General features: G+C 40.6%; 14 protein-coding genes. 10 read left to right on the forward strand and 4 right to left on the reverse strand.

Annotated features, from left to right (window positions below; genetic code table 11):
• Positions 1-60: 60 nt before the first annotated feature.
• Positions 61-1407, reverse strand: coding sequence for an omega-aminotransferase AptA (gene aptA / locus PSI14_RS05210; RefSeq protein ID WP_273574794.1), 1347 nt, complete (start codon positions 1405-1407; stop codon positions 61-63).
• A 220-nt stretch (positions 1408-1627) separates the two neighbouring features.
• On the opposite strand from aptA, the gene PSI14_RS05215 reads away from it, so the two are divergent.
• Positions 1628-2089, forward strand: coding sequence for a DUF2946 domain-containing protein (locus PSI14_RS05215; RefSeq protein ID WP_273574795.1), 462 nt, complete (start codon positions 1628-1630; stop codon positions 2087-2089).
• A gap of 117 nt (positions 2090-2206) precedes the next feature.
• The gene (locus PSI14_RS05220; RefSeq protein ID WP_273574796.1) at positions 2207-4201 is read left to right on the forward strand and encodes a TonB-dependent copper receptor; all 1995 of its coding nucleotides are present in this window, start codon (positions 2207-2209) and stop codon (positions 4199-4201) included.
• Between the two features lie 158 nt (positions 4202-4359).
• Here PSI14_RS05220 and PSI14_RS05225 read toward each other — a convergent pair whose 3' ends face one another.
• Positions 4360-4851 carry a MarR family winged helix-turn-helix transcriptional regulator gene (locus PSI14_RS05225; RefSeq protein ID WP_273574798.1) on the reverse strand — a complete coding sequence of 164 codons (492 nt, stop codon included), beginning with the start codon at positions 4849-4851 and terminating at the stop codon, positions 4360-4362.
• Positions 4852-5038: 187 nt separating this feature from the next.
• Between PSI14_RS05225 and PSI14_RS05230 the strand changes: the two genes are divergently transcribed.
• Both PSI14_RS05230 and PSI14_RS05235 read left to right on the forward strand, forming a co-directional pair.
• Complete coding sequence (locus PSI14_RS05230) at positions 5039-5926, forward strand: DMT family transporter (RefSeq protein ID WP_273574799.1); 888 nt, start codon at positions 5039-5041, stop codon at positions 5924-5926.
• 29 nt (positions 5927-5955) lie between these two features.
• Positions 5956-6552 carry an NADPH-dependent FMN reductase gene (locus PSI14_RS05235; RefSeq protein ID WP_273574800.1) on the forward strand — a complete coding sequence of 199 codons (597 nt, stop codon included), beginning with the start codon at positions 5956-5958 and terminating at the stop codon, positions 6550-6552.
• Between the two features lie 438 nt (positions 6553-6990).
• Here PSI14_RS05235 and PSI14_RS05245 read toward each other — a convergent pair whose 3' ends face one another.
• Both PSI14_RS05245 and PSI14_RS05250 read right to left on the reverse strand, forming a co-directional pair.
• Positions 6991-7413: an N-acetyltransferase gene (locus PSI14_RS05245; protein ID WP_273574801.1), complete on the reverse strand. Its 423-nt coding sequence runs from the start codon at positions 7411-7413 to the stop codon at positions 6991-6993.
• Positions 7414-7426: 13 nt separating this feature from the next.
• Complete coding sequence (locus PSI14_RS05250; protein ID WP_273574802.1) at positions 7427-8833, reverse strand: MFS transporter; 1407 nt, start codon at positions 8831-8833, stop codon at positions 7427-7429.
• A 105-nt stretch (positions 8834-8938) separates the two neighbouring features.
• Between PSI14_RS05250 and PSI14_RS05255 the strand changes: the two genes are divergently transcribed.
• From PSI14_RS05255 to PSI14_RS05280, 6 genes are all read left to right on the forward strand, one after another.
• Positions 8939-9727 carry a helix-turn-helix transcriptional regulator gene (locus tag PSI14_RS05255; RefSeq protein ID WP_273574803.1) on the forward strand — a complete coding sequence of 263 codons (789 nt, stop codon included), beginning with the start codon at positions 8939-8941 and terminating at the stop codon, positions 9725-9727.
• 652 nt (positions 9728-10379) lie between these two features.
• Entirely contained in the window at positions 10380-13436 is a 3057-nt protein-coding gene (locus tag PSI14_RS05260; RefSeq protein ID WP_273574805.1) for an autotransporter domain-containing protein, read from the forward strand.
• A 180-nt stretch (positions 13437-13616) separates the two neighbouring features.
• Entirely contained in the window at positions 13617-15134 is a 1518-nt protein-coding gene (locus PSI14_RS05265; RefSeq protein WP_273574806.1) for a trypsin-like serine peptidase, read from the forward strand.
• A gap of 189 nt (positions 15135-15323) precedes the next feature.
• Entirely contained in the window at positions 15324-15770 is a 447-nt protein-coding gene (locus PSI14_RS05270; RefSeq protein ID WP_273574808.1) for an STM2901 family protein, read from the forward strand.
• On the forward strand, positions 15764-16129 hold the full coding sequence (locus PSI14_RS05275; RefSeq protein ID WP_273574809.1) for a DUF1493 family protein: 366 nt from the start codon (positions 15764-15766) through the stop codon (positions 16127-16129). Before PSI14_RS05270 ends, PSI14_RS05275 begins: the two co-directional genes overlap by 7 nt.
• 80 nt (positions 16130-16209) lie before the next feature.
• The gene (locus tag PSI14_RS05280; protein WP_273574811.1) at positions 16210-16566 is read left to right on the forward strand and encodes a DUF1493 family protein; all 357 of its coding nucleotides are present in this window, start codon (positions 16210-16212) and stop codon (positions 16564-16566) included.
• Positions 16567-16573: the final 7 nt, after the last annotated feature.

Consider the following 16573-nt stretch of genomic DNA (forward strand, 5'->3'; position numbering starts at 1 on the left):
GCGGTCAGGACACCGCCCATTGAATAAATTAATAATGATGGAGATTATCTGCATACTTATTTATTTAATCTGGTGTAGAACATCACCCACAGCATTGAACAAACGATCAAAATCATCAGTTTCAGCATTGAACATAGGGCCAAATTGCAACGCATCACCACTAAAACGCACATAAAAACCCGCTTTCCATAATGCAATACCGGCATCAAAAGACCGAATCGCCGCATCTCCGTTCCGTGGAGCAAGTTGAATTGCTCCCACCAGCCCACAGTTACGAATATCTACCACATTCGGACAGTGCTTCAGTTCATGTAGTGCTTGTTCAAAATGTGGAGCCAATTCAGCGGATTGTTGCAGTAAATTCTCTTTTTCCAGCAGCTCTAAGGAAGCTAATCCTGCGGCACAAGCAACGGGATGAGCAGAATAGGTATAACCGTGGCTGAACTCGATCATATGCTCTGGCAGAGGCTGAGACATAAACGCCTCATAGATCTTACTGGTGGCAACGACACCCCCCAAAGGAATTGCACCGTTGGTTACTTGTTTAGCGAAATTAAGAATATCGGGGGTAACACCGAAATACTCAGCGCCACTCCAATGACCCAAACGTCCGAAGCCGGTAATCACTTCATCGAAAATCAGCAAGATATCGTGTTGGGTGCAGATTTCCCGCAAACGTTGTAAGTAGCCTTGTGGCGGGATAATAGCGCCAGCAGATCCCGCAAGAGGCTCAACGATAACAGCGGCAATATTACTGGCATCATGCAGTTCGATGAGTTTCAATAATTCATCAGCCAGTTCACGGCCACCAGCCGATGGTATTCCTTTAGTAAAAGCCATATTGGGTTGTAATGTATGTGGCAGATGGTCAACATCCATAAACTGACCAAACATTTTTCGATTTCCACTAATACCACCAAGGCTGGTTCCGGCAATATTGACGCCATGATAACCACGAGCCCGACCAATAAATTTAGTCTTTGCGGATTGTCCTTGAATCCGCCAGTAAGCACGAGCCATTTTTACTGCGGTATCAACGGCTTCCGAACCAGAGCTGGTAAAAAATACATGATTTAAATCACCGGGCATAAGACTGGCAATTTTATCTGCCAACTTAAATGACAAAGGATGTCCATATTGGAAACCGGGTGAATAATCCAATGTACCCAATTGTTCAGTAACAGCCTGACGAATTTCAGTTCGTGTATGGCCTGCTCCACACGTCCATAAGCCTGACAGGCTGTCATAAATACGCCGGCCTTGATCATCAACCAGCCAGTTTCCCTCTGCGGAGACAATTAAGCGTGGATCTTGTTGAAAATGACGATTAGCACTGAACGGCATCCAATGTGCTTTAAGGTTCAGTGTTTGAAACGGATTGGTTTGAAATGGATGGTTATCTGACATTTTTTAACTCCTCACACAAGGTTGTAACAAAGAGTTTGCAATGAAACTATACTCAAGTTAAATCTCAATTATCGAATCATTAGTTACGAGTTTAATTACGTAAACGAAATCAACAAACTAGCTTCTGGTTGGAAAATGCTGTCCTAAAAAATTTTAACAAATCCATCAAAAATGCAGTAAGATTAGCGCCCAATCGTGGAAATTGATTTGGGCCATTAATTTGTTATCACTTTTTCGCCTCTCGCAGCGTCGGACACCTGCCTTTATCGCCTTACTCGCGATTTTGATGCTGTTCATTGCGCCTGTGGTATCGAAAACGCTGGAACACCATCGTGAAAATGGAACGTGTGAAAGCGGCATGAATCACTGCATGTCTATGTCTGATATGCAGAATAGTGATAACAATACTCACCACAACCCAAGTTACCATCAAACATCCCCATCGCTTCATTCCATGAACCATCATCATGGTTCTGATCATATCCATATAGGATTGATGGATGATATTGCTTGTGGTTACTGCCAACTTCTGATTAACCTGCCATTATTGGCAGAAGGTTTTGTTCCTTTCATTTTGCTGGCGCTTATTGTGTCTCGGGCACCACCAGCATCACGTCTTTCTGGCTCAACTATTCGGCTGTTTTACGGCGAATCACAACCACGCGCCCCTCCCCTTAATTAGTCTATTTATTTGAAATAAATCATTTTATTTTCCTTGCCCTACATAATGTGTACGGCGATTTTTTAATGTTTTAAATAAATTCCAAGACCGAATTTGTTACTAATTAGGGATTTTTTTATGTCTGCTGCACAATTATTTCGTGTATCACCTTTGACAGCTGCTTTGACTATCGCACTTTCTTTACCAATCAGTGGCTGGGCTGCCAATGAGGAACACGCCAAAGAAACACACACAGTAAATGACAATGAAGTCGTGATAACAGTAACTGCTCCGGCAACGTCGCCACTTGAAGTGGCATCTTCACTAAAAACGCCTCGTCAACCAATTCCTGCCAGCGATGGTTCTGATTACCTGAAAACTATTCCCGGTTTTTCACAGATCCGTAATGGTGGTACTAATGGTGATCCTGTATTCCGTGGCATGTTTGGCTCACGTTTGAGAATGCTGATTGATGATAGTGAAATTCTGGGTTCTTGTGGTGGACGTATGGATGCGCCAAGTTCTTATATTTCACCAGAAAGTTATGATGTTCTGAGTTTAGTGAAAGGCCCACAAACAGTACTTTGGGGAGCAGGAAACTCAGCAGGAACTATCCGTTTCGAACGTACTCGTCCTCAGTTTGAACAACTGGGTGCACAAGGTAATGCCAGCACAGTTATTGGTTCTAATGGCCGTTGGGATGGTAATGCTGATTTCAGTATCGGCAATGAGCTGGGTTATATTCGTCTGATTGGTAATAAATCCCGCTCCAATGACTATAAAGATGGTAATGGTCATCGTGTTCCGTCCCGTTGGGATAAATGGAATACCGATATTGCATTGGGTTTGACTCCTGATGAAAATACATTACTGGAGTTTAGCGCCGGACAAGGTGATGGTGAAGCGCGCTATGCTACGCGTGGGATGGATGGTTCTCAATTCAAGCGCAAAAGTTTTGGCGTGCGTTTTGAAAAATCTAATATTGGTGAGGTGTTTGACAAATTCGAAAGTAATTTTTATTACAACTACACCGACCATGTAATGGATAATTATTCCATGCGTACACCTCTACACATGGAAATGGCCTCAGAGCCGGATCGCCTTACCATGGGTGGTCGTATGATGGGAACTTGGGTTTGGGAGGATTTCAAATTGCAGAGCGGATTAGATATGCAAACGAATATCCACCGTTCCAACACCGATCATTACATGGAAAAAAATAAAAGGATGGGTTGGCAGAAAAATGCACGTTTCCGTAACTATGGCCTTTTCAGTGAATTAACGTGGGATGCAACTGAACAGAGTAAAGTTATCGGTGGTGCACGTATGGATCGTGCAACAGCATATAAATACTCTACCCAACAAGAGCGCAAAGAGACCCTTCCCGCTGGCTTTATCCGATTTGAACATCATCTGAAAGACGTTCCCGTGATGTTCTATGCCGGTGTGGGTTATACCGAGCGTTTCCCTGATTATTGGGAGATATTTTCAAAGAAAGCAGGTGAAAATGTTTTCACTAATATAAAAACTGAAAAAACCACCCAGTTGGATATCGGTGCGCAATATAACGATAACCAATTGAAGGGTTGGGTATCAGCATATGTGGGTAAGGTGAATGATTTCATTATATTTAACTATGAAAACCAAGATCCAGCTCATAACGTTAATGCCACCATTATGGGCGGAGAAACAGGACTTGCTTATAAGTTCAACGAACATTGGAAAACTGATGCCAGTTTGGCGTATTCCTGGGCACAAAATACCACCAATCATCGTCCACTGCCGCAGATCCCACCTTTGGAAGCACGTTTTGGCCTGACTTGGGAACATGGTGATTGGACGAGCAGTGGTTTGTTGCGTCTGGTAAACAGTCAACACCGAGTAGCAATCAATGAAGGTAACGTTGTCGGCAAAGATTTTGGTAGCAGTAAAGACTTTGCCATTCTATCTGCAAATACAGCCTATAAAGTGACTAAAAATATTCAGGTCAGTGCCGGCGTTGATAACATTTTTAATAAAGCTTATAGCGAACATCTTAACTTAGCGGGAAACCAGGGCTTTGGTTATTCTGGCAACACAGCAGTAAACGAGCCTGGCCGTACTTATTGGGCAAGAATGAATGTTAAGTTCTAATATTTTCTATCCTTAGCATTATCTTTTTAGATTAGAAACATTTCGCCCTGACTTATGCCAGGGCGAATTTTTTAAATATCTTTAAGAAAAGATAACTTTCATAGTTAGTTTAATAGTGTCTTTCAAAGAAGATACTTTTGTGACTTATCAGAAAAACCTCAGCTAGCTGATTCATTAGCCAGCAACCAATGACGTAACAACGTTGCAAGTTGCTCTTGTTGAGTTTCGGTCAACGGTTCAAGAATCGCTTTTTGGTTCTCCAAATGACTTTCCACTGCTTTATCTATCAATGCCTTCCCTTTTGATGTCAGAAAAACTTTGCAACTGCGTCGGTCTTCTTCATTAGCGATACGTTCAACCAATCCTCGTTGTACCATATGCTCAATACGAGTGCTCATTGCTCCAGAAGTGAGCATAACGGATTGATACATTTCAGTAGGCGTAATTGGGGCGTTATTGCGACGCAACGTCGCAAGGATATCAAATTCTATGGTGCTTAGGTCGTGTTCTTTGAAAGCATGTTGTAGACGTTGTTCAATAATTTTGTTTACGCGACATAGCCGTCCAATGATGCCCATTGACGACGGATCAAGGTCTGGGCGTTGCTGTTCCCACTGTATCAGTAATCGGTCAACGTGATCGTACTTCATGCTTTTTTCCCTATTTATTTTATTTCGACAAAAAGATACTTGATAAAAATCGTTTAGGCTATTATTTTAATTTATCTTCATGCAAAGATACTTTAAGTCGTGTCATATTCAAGATGATAGTTTGATTTGATGAGCGTTTGAGTAGACAAGGGAGACGAAGAAATGAATAACTTAGAAGGATATCAGCATGTCAGAAATTAAAACCGTTCCGAATCTTTTACTGACTGCATTGGCCCCGATTGTTTGGGGAAGTACTTACATCATTACAACAGAAGTATTACCACCCAATATGCCTTTACTGGCTTCCACCATCAGGGCATTACCTGCCGGTATATTATTACTGCTAATTTGCCGTACTGCGCCCAATGGAATTTGGTGGCTACGTATTATGGTATTGGGATTACTTAATATTGGGGCTTTTTTTTATTTCCTCTTTGTTGCAGCAGAATATCTCCCTGGTGGCACGGCGTCACTGATTATGGCTTGCCAACCTATTATTGTTATCTTGTTAAGTACTTACATACTGAAAACTTCCCTGACAATAAAACACATCATTTCTGCAATCTTGGGGATTATAGGGATCAGCTTATTAGTATTGAATTCAGCCACCAGCTTAAATTGGCAAGGTGTTATTGCTGGCTTGGCAGGATGCTGCTGCATGGCGTTAGGTGTAGTGTTGACTAAATATTGGATCCGCCCCGCCAATTTATCATTACTCAGTTTTACGGGTTGGCAATTAACACTTGGGGGCTGCATATTATTGCCCATCGCTATTTTTATGGAAGGTTTACCACAACATCTTACTGTGACCAATCTTCTCGGTTACGGTTATTTATGCATGATTGGTGCAGTATTTTCTTATATCATTTGGTTTCGTGGAATTGAAAAGTTACCTGTTGTGACAATCTCTTTTTTGGGATTTCTCAGCGCGGTCTCAGCTTGTATTTTAGGCTATCTGTTTCTAAAACAAACATTTTCCTTGCCACAAATGTTTGGAGCATGCACCATCATTATTTCTGTTTGGCTTTCGATTCCCCGGAATCAGATAGAAAAAACCGATAATCCTACAAATTAATTAACGAGTAAAAAATAACAGGAAAATTAATGAATCTTACTATAATTTCAGGCAGCCAACGCCCGGATTCCCGTAGCCAACGTGTGGCTTGTTATTTGCAAAAATTAAGTAGCGAACATGGCTTTACCGATATAGAACTTTTGGATCTCTCTAATATAGAGTTGCCATTACATGATGGTTTTACGACAGATATATCAGCGGAATCTCATCCCTGGCAGGCGATTGCACGATATTTAAGAAAGAGTGAAGCATTCATCTTTGTTACTCCAGAATGGCATGGAATGGCAACTCCAGCATTAAAGAATTTTTTATTACATTGTTCTATAACAGAATTAGGTCATAAACCAACATTATTGGCGAGTGTATCGGGTGGAATTAACGGTGTTTACCCACTTTGCGAATTACGTATGACCGGTTTTAAAAATAATCATGTTTGTTTCTTGCCTGACCATTTAATTTTCCGTCAGGGTGAAAACTTGATTTCGAAAGATCTGGTTTGTAACGATGAGGCATTTGAAAGCCGAGTTAACTATACGCTGAAACTACTTAAGTCTTATGCTAAGGCATTGAAGCAAGTCCGCGAAGATATTGGCGAAGAAAGTGAAAATTATCTGTATGGCATGTAATTAGCTGGTATCCAGTTCCTTATGAGTAAACCTCGGTTCAGAAATTTGAGCCGAGAGTATCTGTTTAAATGCGGATAAAAAATACACTTTATTTTTTACTATAAAGCTATAAATGTAGCTATGATGAGGCTAAGAAAAGAAAATAAGGATATTTCTAACAAAAGCACAATAACAGATTGAGTTACATTGGCTGTATAAAAACACAGTATATCGTATTTTTGGCATTTTTGTTTAATAATAAAGCATTGTTGGCTTTCTATTTGTTCGAGTTGATTAATGTGTCAGCAGCCGAAGAAGTGCTGGCTTTGTTTATAAATAGACATTGGTTGTCTGATAATTGTTTTATGACTGGTAATTTAGTCAATGTGACTAGTTTTTTTTATCTTGTTCCAAGTGTGACTGCAATAATGGATTATTTGTTTTTGGGTAATAAATTATCTAATTTAAGCGCATAAAATATTCTTTGCATCCCGTATTTTCATCTATTTCTTCGCTGACAACGTAAAACCCCTGCGATAAGTAGAACTTATAACTTGCTTGGTTTTGCTGATAAACCGATAACGTGAGTTCAGTTCTTCGATTTTTGGCATCATTCACTAATGCTTTGCCTATTCCCTGCCCCTGTTTATCTGGTGATACAAAAACGGCGGCCAAGTTATCTTCGTGCAGTGCATAAAAGCCGATAACATTAGCTCCTTGTACATAGACATATACTTCTGAGGCCGGGAGATAGATATGTCTCATGTTTTGGACTTGTGACTGCCAAAATTCAGACGCCACAAAATTGTGAGCTTTAATGGAAGCCTCTAACCAAATAGACAGAACTGCTTCCATATCTGCTTCTGTAAAAGTTCTGATCACTTTTTAATATCCCCTATTTTCGAAGTAGTTTTTTCAATAAGTAAAAGGTAATAAAAGTGGCGGCAACATTGTAAAGCATACTGTGAACAAAAGCATTTTGATATGTGACAAAAGGCGATGTATCTATTCCATTAAAATGCCACTGAACTAACACACTAATTACGGCAACACCAAAAGCAGCACCAATTTGTTGTAAAGTCGCAATTACACCTGATGCCATACCGGCAAATCGCACATCAACAAAAGCCAGAACAATATTGAGCAATGGTGTCATGACAAGCCCCTGACCATATCCAAGGAATATTAGAATCGGAAAAATCACAAATAATGCTTTCATGGATAATAATGCTTCCGTAGATAGTGCACTAATGGCAACAATCAGAGCAATAAAGGAAAGCATATAAAGTAACCCACCGATAGTTATGGCTTTGCTGCCAAAGCGTTTAATCCAATAAGGAGCATTGAGTGAAGATAAAACAAAACCTATGCTTGCAGGAGCAAAAATCAATCCTGCATCGAATGGGTTGAAACCTAAGCCATTTTGTAAAAACAGGGCGAAAACAAGAAAGAATGAGCTGGAAGTGGAATAGACAAATAAAACCAATAAACAGCCTAAACTAAATTGTGTATTTTTTAATAAATCGAAATTGAATAGCGGTGTTTTTCCCTTAGCAGCGTGGCGTTTTTCATGACGATAGAACTGCAACAGTACCAGACAAGCTAAAAAAAGTAGTGCCCAGCACCATATTGGCCAGCCTAATGTTGGTCCCATTAAAATTGGCAGCAATAAAGCAGAAATTCCAATGCTGGACAGTGCCACCCCAGTTAAATCTAATCCCATTTTTTCTTGAGCAATACTTTCGTTGAGATAACCTGAGAAAATCAAAGCTAACAAACCAATAGGAACATTGACCAGAAAAATTGAGCGCCATTGTAAATCCCATAAATTGGCGGAAGTTATCCAACCACCCAGAGTTTGGCCTGCAATGGCAGCGAAGCCTAAAGTCATCCCTAACAAACCAAATGCTTGACGGCTACTATCGCCGTCAAAGCTGACACGAATACTGGCATAAACCTGTGGAAATAATAATGCGGCTGATAATCCTTGTAAAAACCGTGCAAAAATCAAAAAAGTTGCCGTAGATGCCATGCCACAAAGCAATGATGTTAGAGTAAAAGCGAGTATACCTAACTTAAATAGTCGCTTTCGTCCAAATAGATCACCTAAACGTCCTCCTGTAATCAGTAATAAACCGAATCCAATTTCATAGGTTACGATAACAAGTGAAATCTGGAAAAAACTTGCCTGTAAGTGTAATTGAATATTGGCAATAGCAATATTGACAACGAAAAGATCAAAAATAGTCACAAATCCGGCTGATAACAAAACTGACAAAGCTAAATAATCCTTTTTAGTCATGATATGAATCCTCACAAAGTTTGAGATAAACGGATTTTAATCACGTCATTAGCCTGTTACAATTTAACTCTTTATACTATTACTAAAAGTAATGGGTTGAAATAAATGACAAAAATGAAAAGATCCCGTACCGAATTAGCCAATTTTTTACGTACTAAAAGAGAAAACACCAGTCCTGAATCCGTTGGATTGCCTCACATCGGGCGTCGTAGAACCCCGGGGTTAAGGCGTGAAGAAATAGCAGCTTTAGCAGGTGTTGGGGTAACTTGGTATACATGGCTGGAACAAGGTCGGGAAATTGGAGTATCCGCTGCTTTTTTGGATAATCTTGCCAAAATTTTAAAACTGACTACCGCTGAGCGCAGGCATTTATACCTACTGGCGCACATGCGTGAGCCTGTCGAAACAGGACAAACGTGGTGTGTTGTATCTCCCTTTATCAAACAAATTATGGATGACTTATCCCCCCACCTAACTTATGTGCTGAATTTGCATTGGGATGTTTTAGCCTTTAATCAACCCGCAGATGAGTATTTTTGTTTCAGTCAATTTGAAGGTGAACAGCGTAATTTCTTGTGGTTATTATTTACCAATGAGCATTATCGTGAATTATTATGCCATTGGGAACGAGATGCTTATCGTTTACTGGCTAGCTTTAGGCGGGATTATGCGCTTGCCGCTAAAAACAGTTATATTCAAACGTTAGTGAATAAGCTACTTAAGATATCACCTGATTTTTATGATATGTGGCATAAGCATGAAATCTATGAGCCTTGTAATGGCGTACGGGAGCTGAATATAAATGGGCAGGAAACGGCTTTCGATTACACATCAATGATTACCGATTTAGAAAGACATTTACGTTTGATTGTTTATGCCAAAAAACGCAACTAATTGATCGATTTAATTATACCTATTTATTGGTAGGTGTATTTAATTTCACATTAAATTTAAAAGTAATTTTTTAAAAAATAAATGATATAACATTTTTTGTATGTAATGTTTTTATTAAAATAATCCTTATTAAATAATTTCAGCAAAGTCTGAAATGATTTTTATATTAATACCCAATAAAATTCAAAAAATGAAACCTATAACAAACTTATTAACTTCCTTGATATAAAAATCAGTATAATAAACCATCACAAAACCAAGTGTTAAAAATAATATCAACCCATTAAAAAAATTACATATCAATAACAATTAGCATCATGACAATAATCATAATCCTGCAACATCATGTTTTAATGTTATTTATTAAACCTTTCTCTCATGGCTATGGTTTTAGTTTTGTTTCAAAATGGTTATAAAATAGTTAAATTTTTTGCTTGCGTTTTGGGTTTAATTATTATCCTATAGCAACTTGCGGACATGAAACACTATGTTCGGGATTATTCTATAGATAGTAATAAATATAGAGTGGGAACGGTATTGCCTACTTATTCAAATTCAACAATCGGTTTTATTAATAAGGACTTTTCAAGGAGCGATGTGCCAAATAGCGAATTGAAAGTTACCACTTTTTAAAAAATGGAATCTCTATATTATGAAAAAAAACAATTCGGCACGACCGATCTTTTTGTGGATGACATTATTTTTTGGACTATTACCTGTTAGTGCTTCAATGGCTGCAACTGAATATCAGGAAAAAGGCAAGAAAAATGCACCAGATAGTTGGTTATCAGATGAATTTAATCATCAGTGGGGATTAGCTGCTATTGGTGCTCATTATGCTTATGCACGTGGTTACACAGGAAAAGGCATTAATGTTGGTGTCTTGGATGAGGCTGTTACCCACCATCCTGAATTTGCAAACAAACTGAAAATCCTGAGCCCTAACGATCCCTGGAATTACGATAAAAACCCCTATACAGGGATTATCAGTTTCGGTGCCCATGGTAATCATGTTTCCGGAATTATTGCAGCAAACCGGGATGGTAAAGAAATGCACGGCGTAGCATTTGATGCAGGGTTGATTACAGGAAAATATTTGCAAAATCCGTATAACCGCACAGAAGCCATGATCCAAAGTAATGCGCGCGTTATCAATAATAGTTGGGGTGTTCGCCCTCGCTATGAAATTGATGCAAACGGCAATCCTAAACGATGGGAAAATGGGACGGTCAAGTATTATCCGGTCACATTGCAAGATGTGATTGATTATGTCAGACCAATTAAAGATGACTTGGATCGGTTAAGCCGTTCTCCAATCCCAGAGAGTGATGATTATATAACCAGAAGCGCGGGTCTATTACGGGCGGCCCGTCATGGAAAATTAGTTGTTTTTGCTGCGGGAAATGCCAATAACTATAACGTTACTTGGATGCATGCGGGTATGCCCTATTTCTTCCCTGATGCATTGAAAAACTACCTCAGCGTTGCCAACCTGACCAGAGAAAATAAAATTAATTTATCATCAACGCGTTGTGATTATACCGCCAGCTACTGTTTGTCCGCACCAGGCACAAAAATTTACAGCAGTACCGGAAATTTCGTTTCTAACGTGAATGGCGACATTAATGAGGAGGCTTTCGAAAAAGGGGAATTGGAGATTGCTCCCACCTATGAGGCCTACACCGGTACATCAATGGCTTCACCCCATGTTGCGGGTGCCGCAGCGGTCTTGATGCAACGTTTCCCCTACATGACTGCCGGACAAATCGCTGATGTCCTAAAAACCACAGCCACCGATTTGGGTGATCCCGGAATTGATGATATGTACGGTTGGGGAATGTTGAATCTGAAAGATGCCATTGATGGTCCCAAAATGTTCATCACCGAAAAGGATATTCCCAAGAAATACTATATTCCCGGCTCCTATACTGAAACTCAATTTATCGCCAATATTCCGGGACTCGGGGGAGTGATCGAGCAAGGCACAACGGTAGAGCGAGTTTGTGGCAGTTATGAATGCGCCTATGACAGTTGGAATAACGATATTACTGGTTACGGTGGGTTGACTAAAATCGGTAACGGTACACTCGAACTCGCCGGTAAAAATAGTACCTATAAAGGCCCGACGTTGGTAGAACAAGGCCGTTTGCAGGTTAGCGGTTCCATCACGTCAGATGTAACGGTACAAGATGGCGCAACCCTCGGCGGTGCGGGTACGGTCGGTTCACTTATGGCTAACACCGGCGCCAATATTGCCCCCGGCAACTTAAGCTCAAGCGGTGTGTTGAACGTTGAGCACAATGTGACCTTCCTGGCGGGTTCACGTTATCTGGTGGAAGTGGCCCCCAATAGCCAAAATTATGGTGATCGTATTGTCAGCAATGGACTGGCAACGCTGAAAGGCGGAGAAGTGCAAGTCACGCTAGAAAACAGCAGTAACTTGTTATCGAAGCAAGAAGTCCGCAGCTTGCTGGGCCAGCAATACAAGATCCTACAGGCAAACAGGGGGATCAACGGGCAGTTTACTACTGTCGTACCAAACTATTTGTTTGTTGGTACCAATCTTAGCTATCACTTGGATCGCGTGCTGTTGGATATCAACCGCAATGCCACCCCATTTGCCAGCTTGGGTGTGACCGCCAATGAACGTGCGGTCGCGAACGCGGCCGATACGCTGAGTTTAGGACATCCGGTTTATGAAAGTATCTTGATGTCGGATACGCCAGCACAAGCCCGCCAAGCCTTCCGACAACTCTCTTCCGGGCAGATCCATGCGGATATCGCTGCGGCACAAATCGATAATAGCCGGTATCTGCGCGATACCCTGAACACCCGTTTACGCCAGGCTGACGGGGGCGCTGTCGGGCAGGATATCAAAGCGGATAAAAACGGGGCGTGGGCGCAAATCATCGGTAACTGGCAACGGGCTGATGGCAACAGTGAAGTCAATGGTTACCGTGTCTCCAACTATGGTGTGTTACTGGGCGCGGACAAAGACTTGGGCAATGACTGGCGGCTCGGTGTTGCCACCGGGTATATCCGCTCTTCTTTGAATGGTGGAGATAATACGTCAGCACGCAGCAATAATTTCCATTTGGCACTGTACGGCAGCAAGCAAATTGATGCATTGGCGTTGCGTACCGGTGTTGCCTACAGCTGGCACCGTTTTGATACCAAACGCTCGGTGGCGTTTGGCAGTCAATCGGACAACCTGAACGCGAAATATAGTGCGCAAACGGGGCAATTGTTCACTGAAGCCGCTTACGGCATGAATACCGCCTGGATGAATCTGGAGCCATTTGCCAACCTGTCTCATGTTAACTTCCGTCATGATGGCATAAATGAACATGGCGGTGCCGCTGCATTGAACGGTAAAAAACACTCAAAAAATGCAACGCTCTCGACATTAGGTTTACGGGTCAACCAAAAATGGCAGACTGAAAATGAACTGACTGTGGGCGTTTATGGTGAATTGGGCTGGCAACATCAGTTTGGCAATGTCGATCGTGATACCCAGTTAAGTTTTAGCAACAGCAATGCAACGTTTACGGTCAACAGTGTTTCAGCCGCACGTGATGCAGCGGTCATTAAAGCCGGTACAGCATTGGGTATCAATGAAAACACCAGCTTGTCTCTGGGTTATAACGGTGTTTTATCTGGCAGCCATAAAGATAATGGCGTGTTCCTGAATGCCAATTGGACGTTCTAGTCAGTAAAAATCGCTTATTATCCTCAATAATAGGAACTCACTGTCGGTAAACACTGACAGTGAGTTCCTCGTTTTGGGGCATTTGTATCCGTTTTAATACAAATCACTTTGGTAGAACTGAACAATGATTAAATTAGATAATGAATCCAAGTCATTAGATATATCCAAAGGAGGAAAATTGTGACTTATCATAAAATTATATTAATTAGTTTGTTCTCGGTTTCTGCAAGTTCAAGTGCTTTAGACTTAAACACTGCTACTTTAGCAGCAGCAAATGATAATGGTGCTCCATTAATGCAATCAACCGATCCTGATGCTGAAAAGTACAGAACTGTTGGTAAATTAAATGCCTACTCACATTGTACAGCAACCCTGATTTCTGGTGAGAATACACCGAACAAGGATACACCAGCACTGATACTCACTGCTGGGCATTGTATAAATAGTAATGTGGGTACAAACGACGTGATCGTTGATCAGCCAGCACCTGAATATTGGCAATATACCCCAGATTACTTCATTGATAAGAAAGATGAAGTATCATCAATAAAAATCAATCGTATTTTATATTCAACGATGAAATACGAAGATATCGCGGTTTTACAATTGGATGCAACTTATGGTGACTTAGCGAAAAAAGGCTATCATCCTTTGAAGCTGAAGAAAAACCTTAAAATGAAACATCAACCTATTGTGTTGACTCATATTCCTGTTGATAACGTTGATTACAATTATGCTTATCTCAGAAAATCTGAGTGTAATATCACCGGAAAATCACCGGTATTGTATGAAGGTAACTCCCCGTGGATTTGGTCGCCGGTTTTCTCCACTAACTGCGCTGGTGTAGTTGGTGGAACGTCTGGCTCTCCTGTTTTTGAGAAAGATAAAACAGACGTGATTGGTGTAATGAATACGACAACAACACCGGGAATGACCGGCTGTGGATTTGGCAGACCTTGTACCATCGAAAACAATAAAGGTATTCCAACAGAAGGCGCTAGCTATTTCATCCCCGTAGATAGCATTGCTAATGCGTTGACAAAGGATAACAAGCTGGATCTTTCTAAACTTGAAAATAACAGTGGTAATGTTCTGGAAAGGAGTACGCCTTGGTCACCTTGGGTAACTCAAAGCGTTAATCCTATTAATGGGGAGGAAGCAAAATGGGATATCGTTATCAAGAAAGGAGCTAACGTTAAGAATATTCGTTATAAAACAGGTTTAATCAGCGATGTAAATTGTGCTGATGAAACGGAATACAGTGCTTCTATTCCTGCAAGCCAAAGCCCCCTGGAAAAAAAGCTGGTTCCTAAGCAAGATGGGATCTATAAACTCTGTGTTATTCACCAGAATAATGATGGTCAATGGCAAAATACAAAAGATGCCTCAGTCATGTTACGGGAAATCGATAATATAGCACCATCAATTAAACCTACTTTAAATGTGAAAGGTCTTGAGAGTGATAGCTGGTTTGTGACTACTGAAAGTAGTGCCTATGAAATCACAAATATACATGTGAAACATGGCCCTAAAGCGACAACTAATTGCGACGATAAAACAGATTACAAACCTTTCTGGATGCCAATCGTACTGAAAAAAGCTGAAGCTCCATGGCGTGTTTGCGCATATGGTGAAGATATGGCACGAAATTCTGGCCCAATAAATGTACTTGATATTGAAGAAAATACTGTTAAGTAAGTACTATTAAATCTAAGTATTGTTAAAGAAGTAAAAGAACTCACTGCTGGCAAACGCTGGTGGTGAGTTTTCTTTTTTAGATATAAAGCTCAACCGGACGAAAACAAAGTTAATTTTTCCAACAAATCTGTTCTAGCAACCTTCTTTACGTGATTATAATTTGTCCTTTTTCACAAAAAGGAGTAAGACATGGATACCGTTGAGCAATTGCACGGAACCTACTTTTATGATGGAACGCCTAATCTTTCCGCTGGAAAGCTATTTTTTTGGATCATGATTGATGAAACACTGGATCATTTTGGTATCACTGATATAGCCGGAATATTTGCGATTTACCTAGGTCTGAATAACATTCCCGTGACAGGTAAACCGGCGGGCGCGACGGAGGGAACGTCGCGCGCATCGAAGTATGCCAGACGATTATTCAGGAAAAAAAAGATGCCGAGGCGTCTTCCTACATGGATAAATTTTCCACCAAACACTAAACGGATTATGACAAAGAAACTCAGTACATTTGTAGGTAGAACTATCCCTTTAGTGGGTTGGGTAATACTCGCTAGTGATGTAGCGGCTATTACTTATAAGGCCGTCAAAAAATATAACACTATCGCCAACCGAAAGGATCGCTTATGGTAGACCGGACAAACATAGAGAGCGAGGTGTTTGCATGGTATGAAGCAGAATATCATGGGCCAATTTTCCCTTTTCTTCCTTTTTTCAAAACGCCCAAACTTACCCTTGAAACGAGTCTTTCAACCGGGAAGTATCCTTGGTCGTGGGAAGATGCGGAAGATATCCTCGCTGAATACTTTGAAAAATTTAATGTAGAGCCACGTAATTTTTCATTTATAAAATATTGGCCGAATGAAGAAATCTTTATGCCTTTGAACTTTTTAAGGAAAGAGGAGAATAAATATAAATATATTGAACCGAAACCGCTCACAATGGCCATGTTGGTTAACTCGGCAAAAGCGGGCTATTGGCTTTATGACTGAATAGACGGGCTGTATTGCTACAGCCCTTGCATGTTACGCGGTTTTCCGTTCATTTCTATCGCCAACCGGGAGGATCGTTTATGGTAGACCGGACAAACATAGAGAGCGAAGTGTTTGCATGGTATGAGACAAATCACAATGTGCCAATTTTTTTGTGTTTCAAAAAGCCCAAACTTACCCTTGAAACGAGTCTTTCAACCGGGAAGTATCCTTGGTCATGGGAAGATGCGGAAGATATCCTCGCTGAATACTTTGAAAAATTTAATGTAGAGCCACGTAATTTTTCATTTATAAAATATTGGCCGAATGAAGAAGTTTTAATCCCATTGAATTTTTTAAGAAAAAAAGAAAATAGGGTTAAATACATTGAGCCGTTACCCCTCACAATGGCCATGTTGGTTAACTCGGCAAAAGCGGGTTATTGGCTTTATGACTGATTAGCAT

It is taken from the genome of Xenorhabdus anantnagensis, assembly GCF_028598555.1.
GTDB lineage: Bacteria > Pseudomonadota > Gammaproteobacteria > Enterobacterales > Enterobacteriaceae > Xenorhabdus > Xenorhabdus anantnagensis.

Coding starts and splice junctions, on each gene's coding strand:
- aptA (WP_273574794.1), bottom strand. CDS start 1,407: ATGTCAGATAACCATCCATTTCAAACCAATCCGTTTCAAACACTGAAC.
- PSI14_RS05220 (WP_273574796.1), top strand. CDS start 2,207: ATGTCTGCTGCACAATTATTTCGTGTATCACCTTTGACAGCTGCTTTG.
- PSI14_RS05225 (WP_273574798.1), bottom strand. CDS start 4,851: ATGAAGTACGATCACGTTGACCGATTACTGATACAGTGGGAACAGCAA.
- PSI14_RS05230 (WP_273574799.1), top strand. CDS start 5,039: ATGTCAGAAATTAAAACCGTTCCGAATCTTTTACTGACTGCATTGGCC.
- PSI14_RS05235 (WP_273574800.1), top strand. CDS start 5,956: ATGAATCTTACTATAATTTCAGGCAGCCAACGCCCGGATTCCCGTAGC.
- PSI14_RS05250 (WP_273574802.1), bottom strand. CDS start 8,833: ATGACTAAAAAGGATTATTTAGCTTTGTCAGTTTTGTTATCAGCCGGA.
- PSI14_RS05255 (WP_273574803.1), top strand. CDS start 8,939: ATGACAAAAATGAAAAGATCCCGTACCGAATTAGCCAATTTTTTACGT.
- PSI14_RS05260 (WP_273574805.1), top strand. CDS start 10,380: ATGAAAAAAAACAATTCGGCACGACCGATCTTTTTGTGGATGACATTA.
- PSI14_RS05270 (WP_273574808.1), top strand. CDS start 15,324: ATGGATACCGTTGAGCAATTGCACGGAACCTACTTTTATGATGGAACG.
- PSI14_RS05275 (WP_273574809.1), top strand. CDS start 15,764: ATGGTAGACCGGACAAACATAGAGAGCGAGGTGTTTGCATGGTATGAA.
- PSI14_RS05280 (WP_273574811.1), top strand. CDS start 16,210: ATGGTAGACCGGACAAACATAGAGAGCGAAGTGTTTGCATGGTATGAG.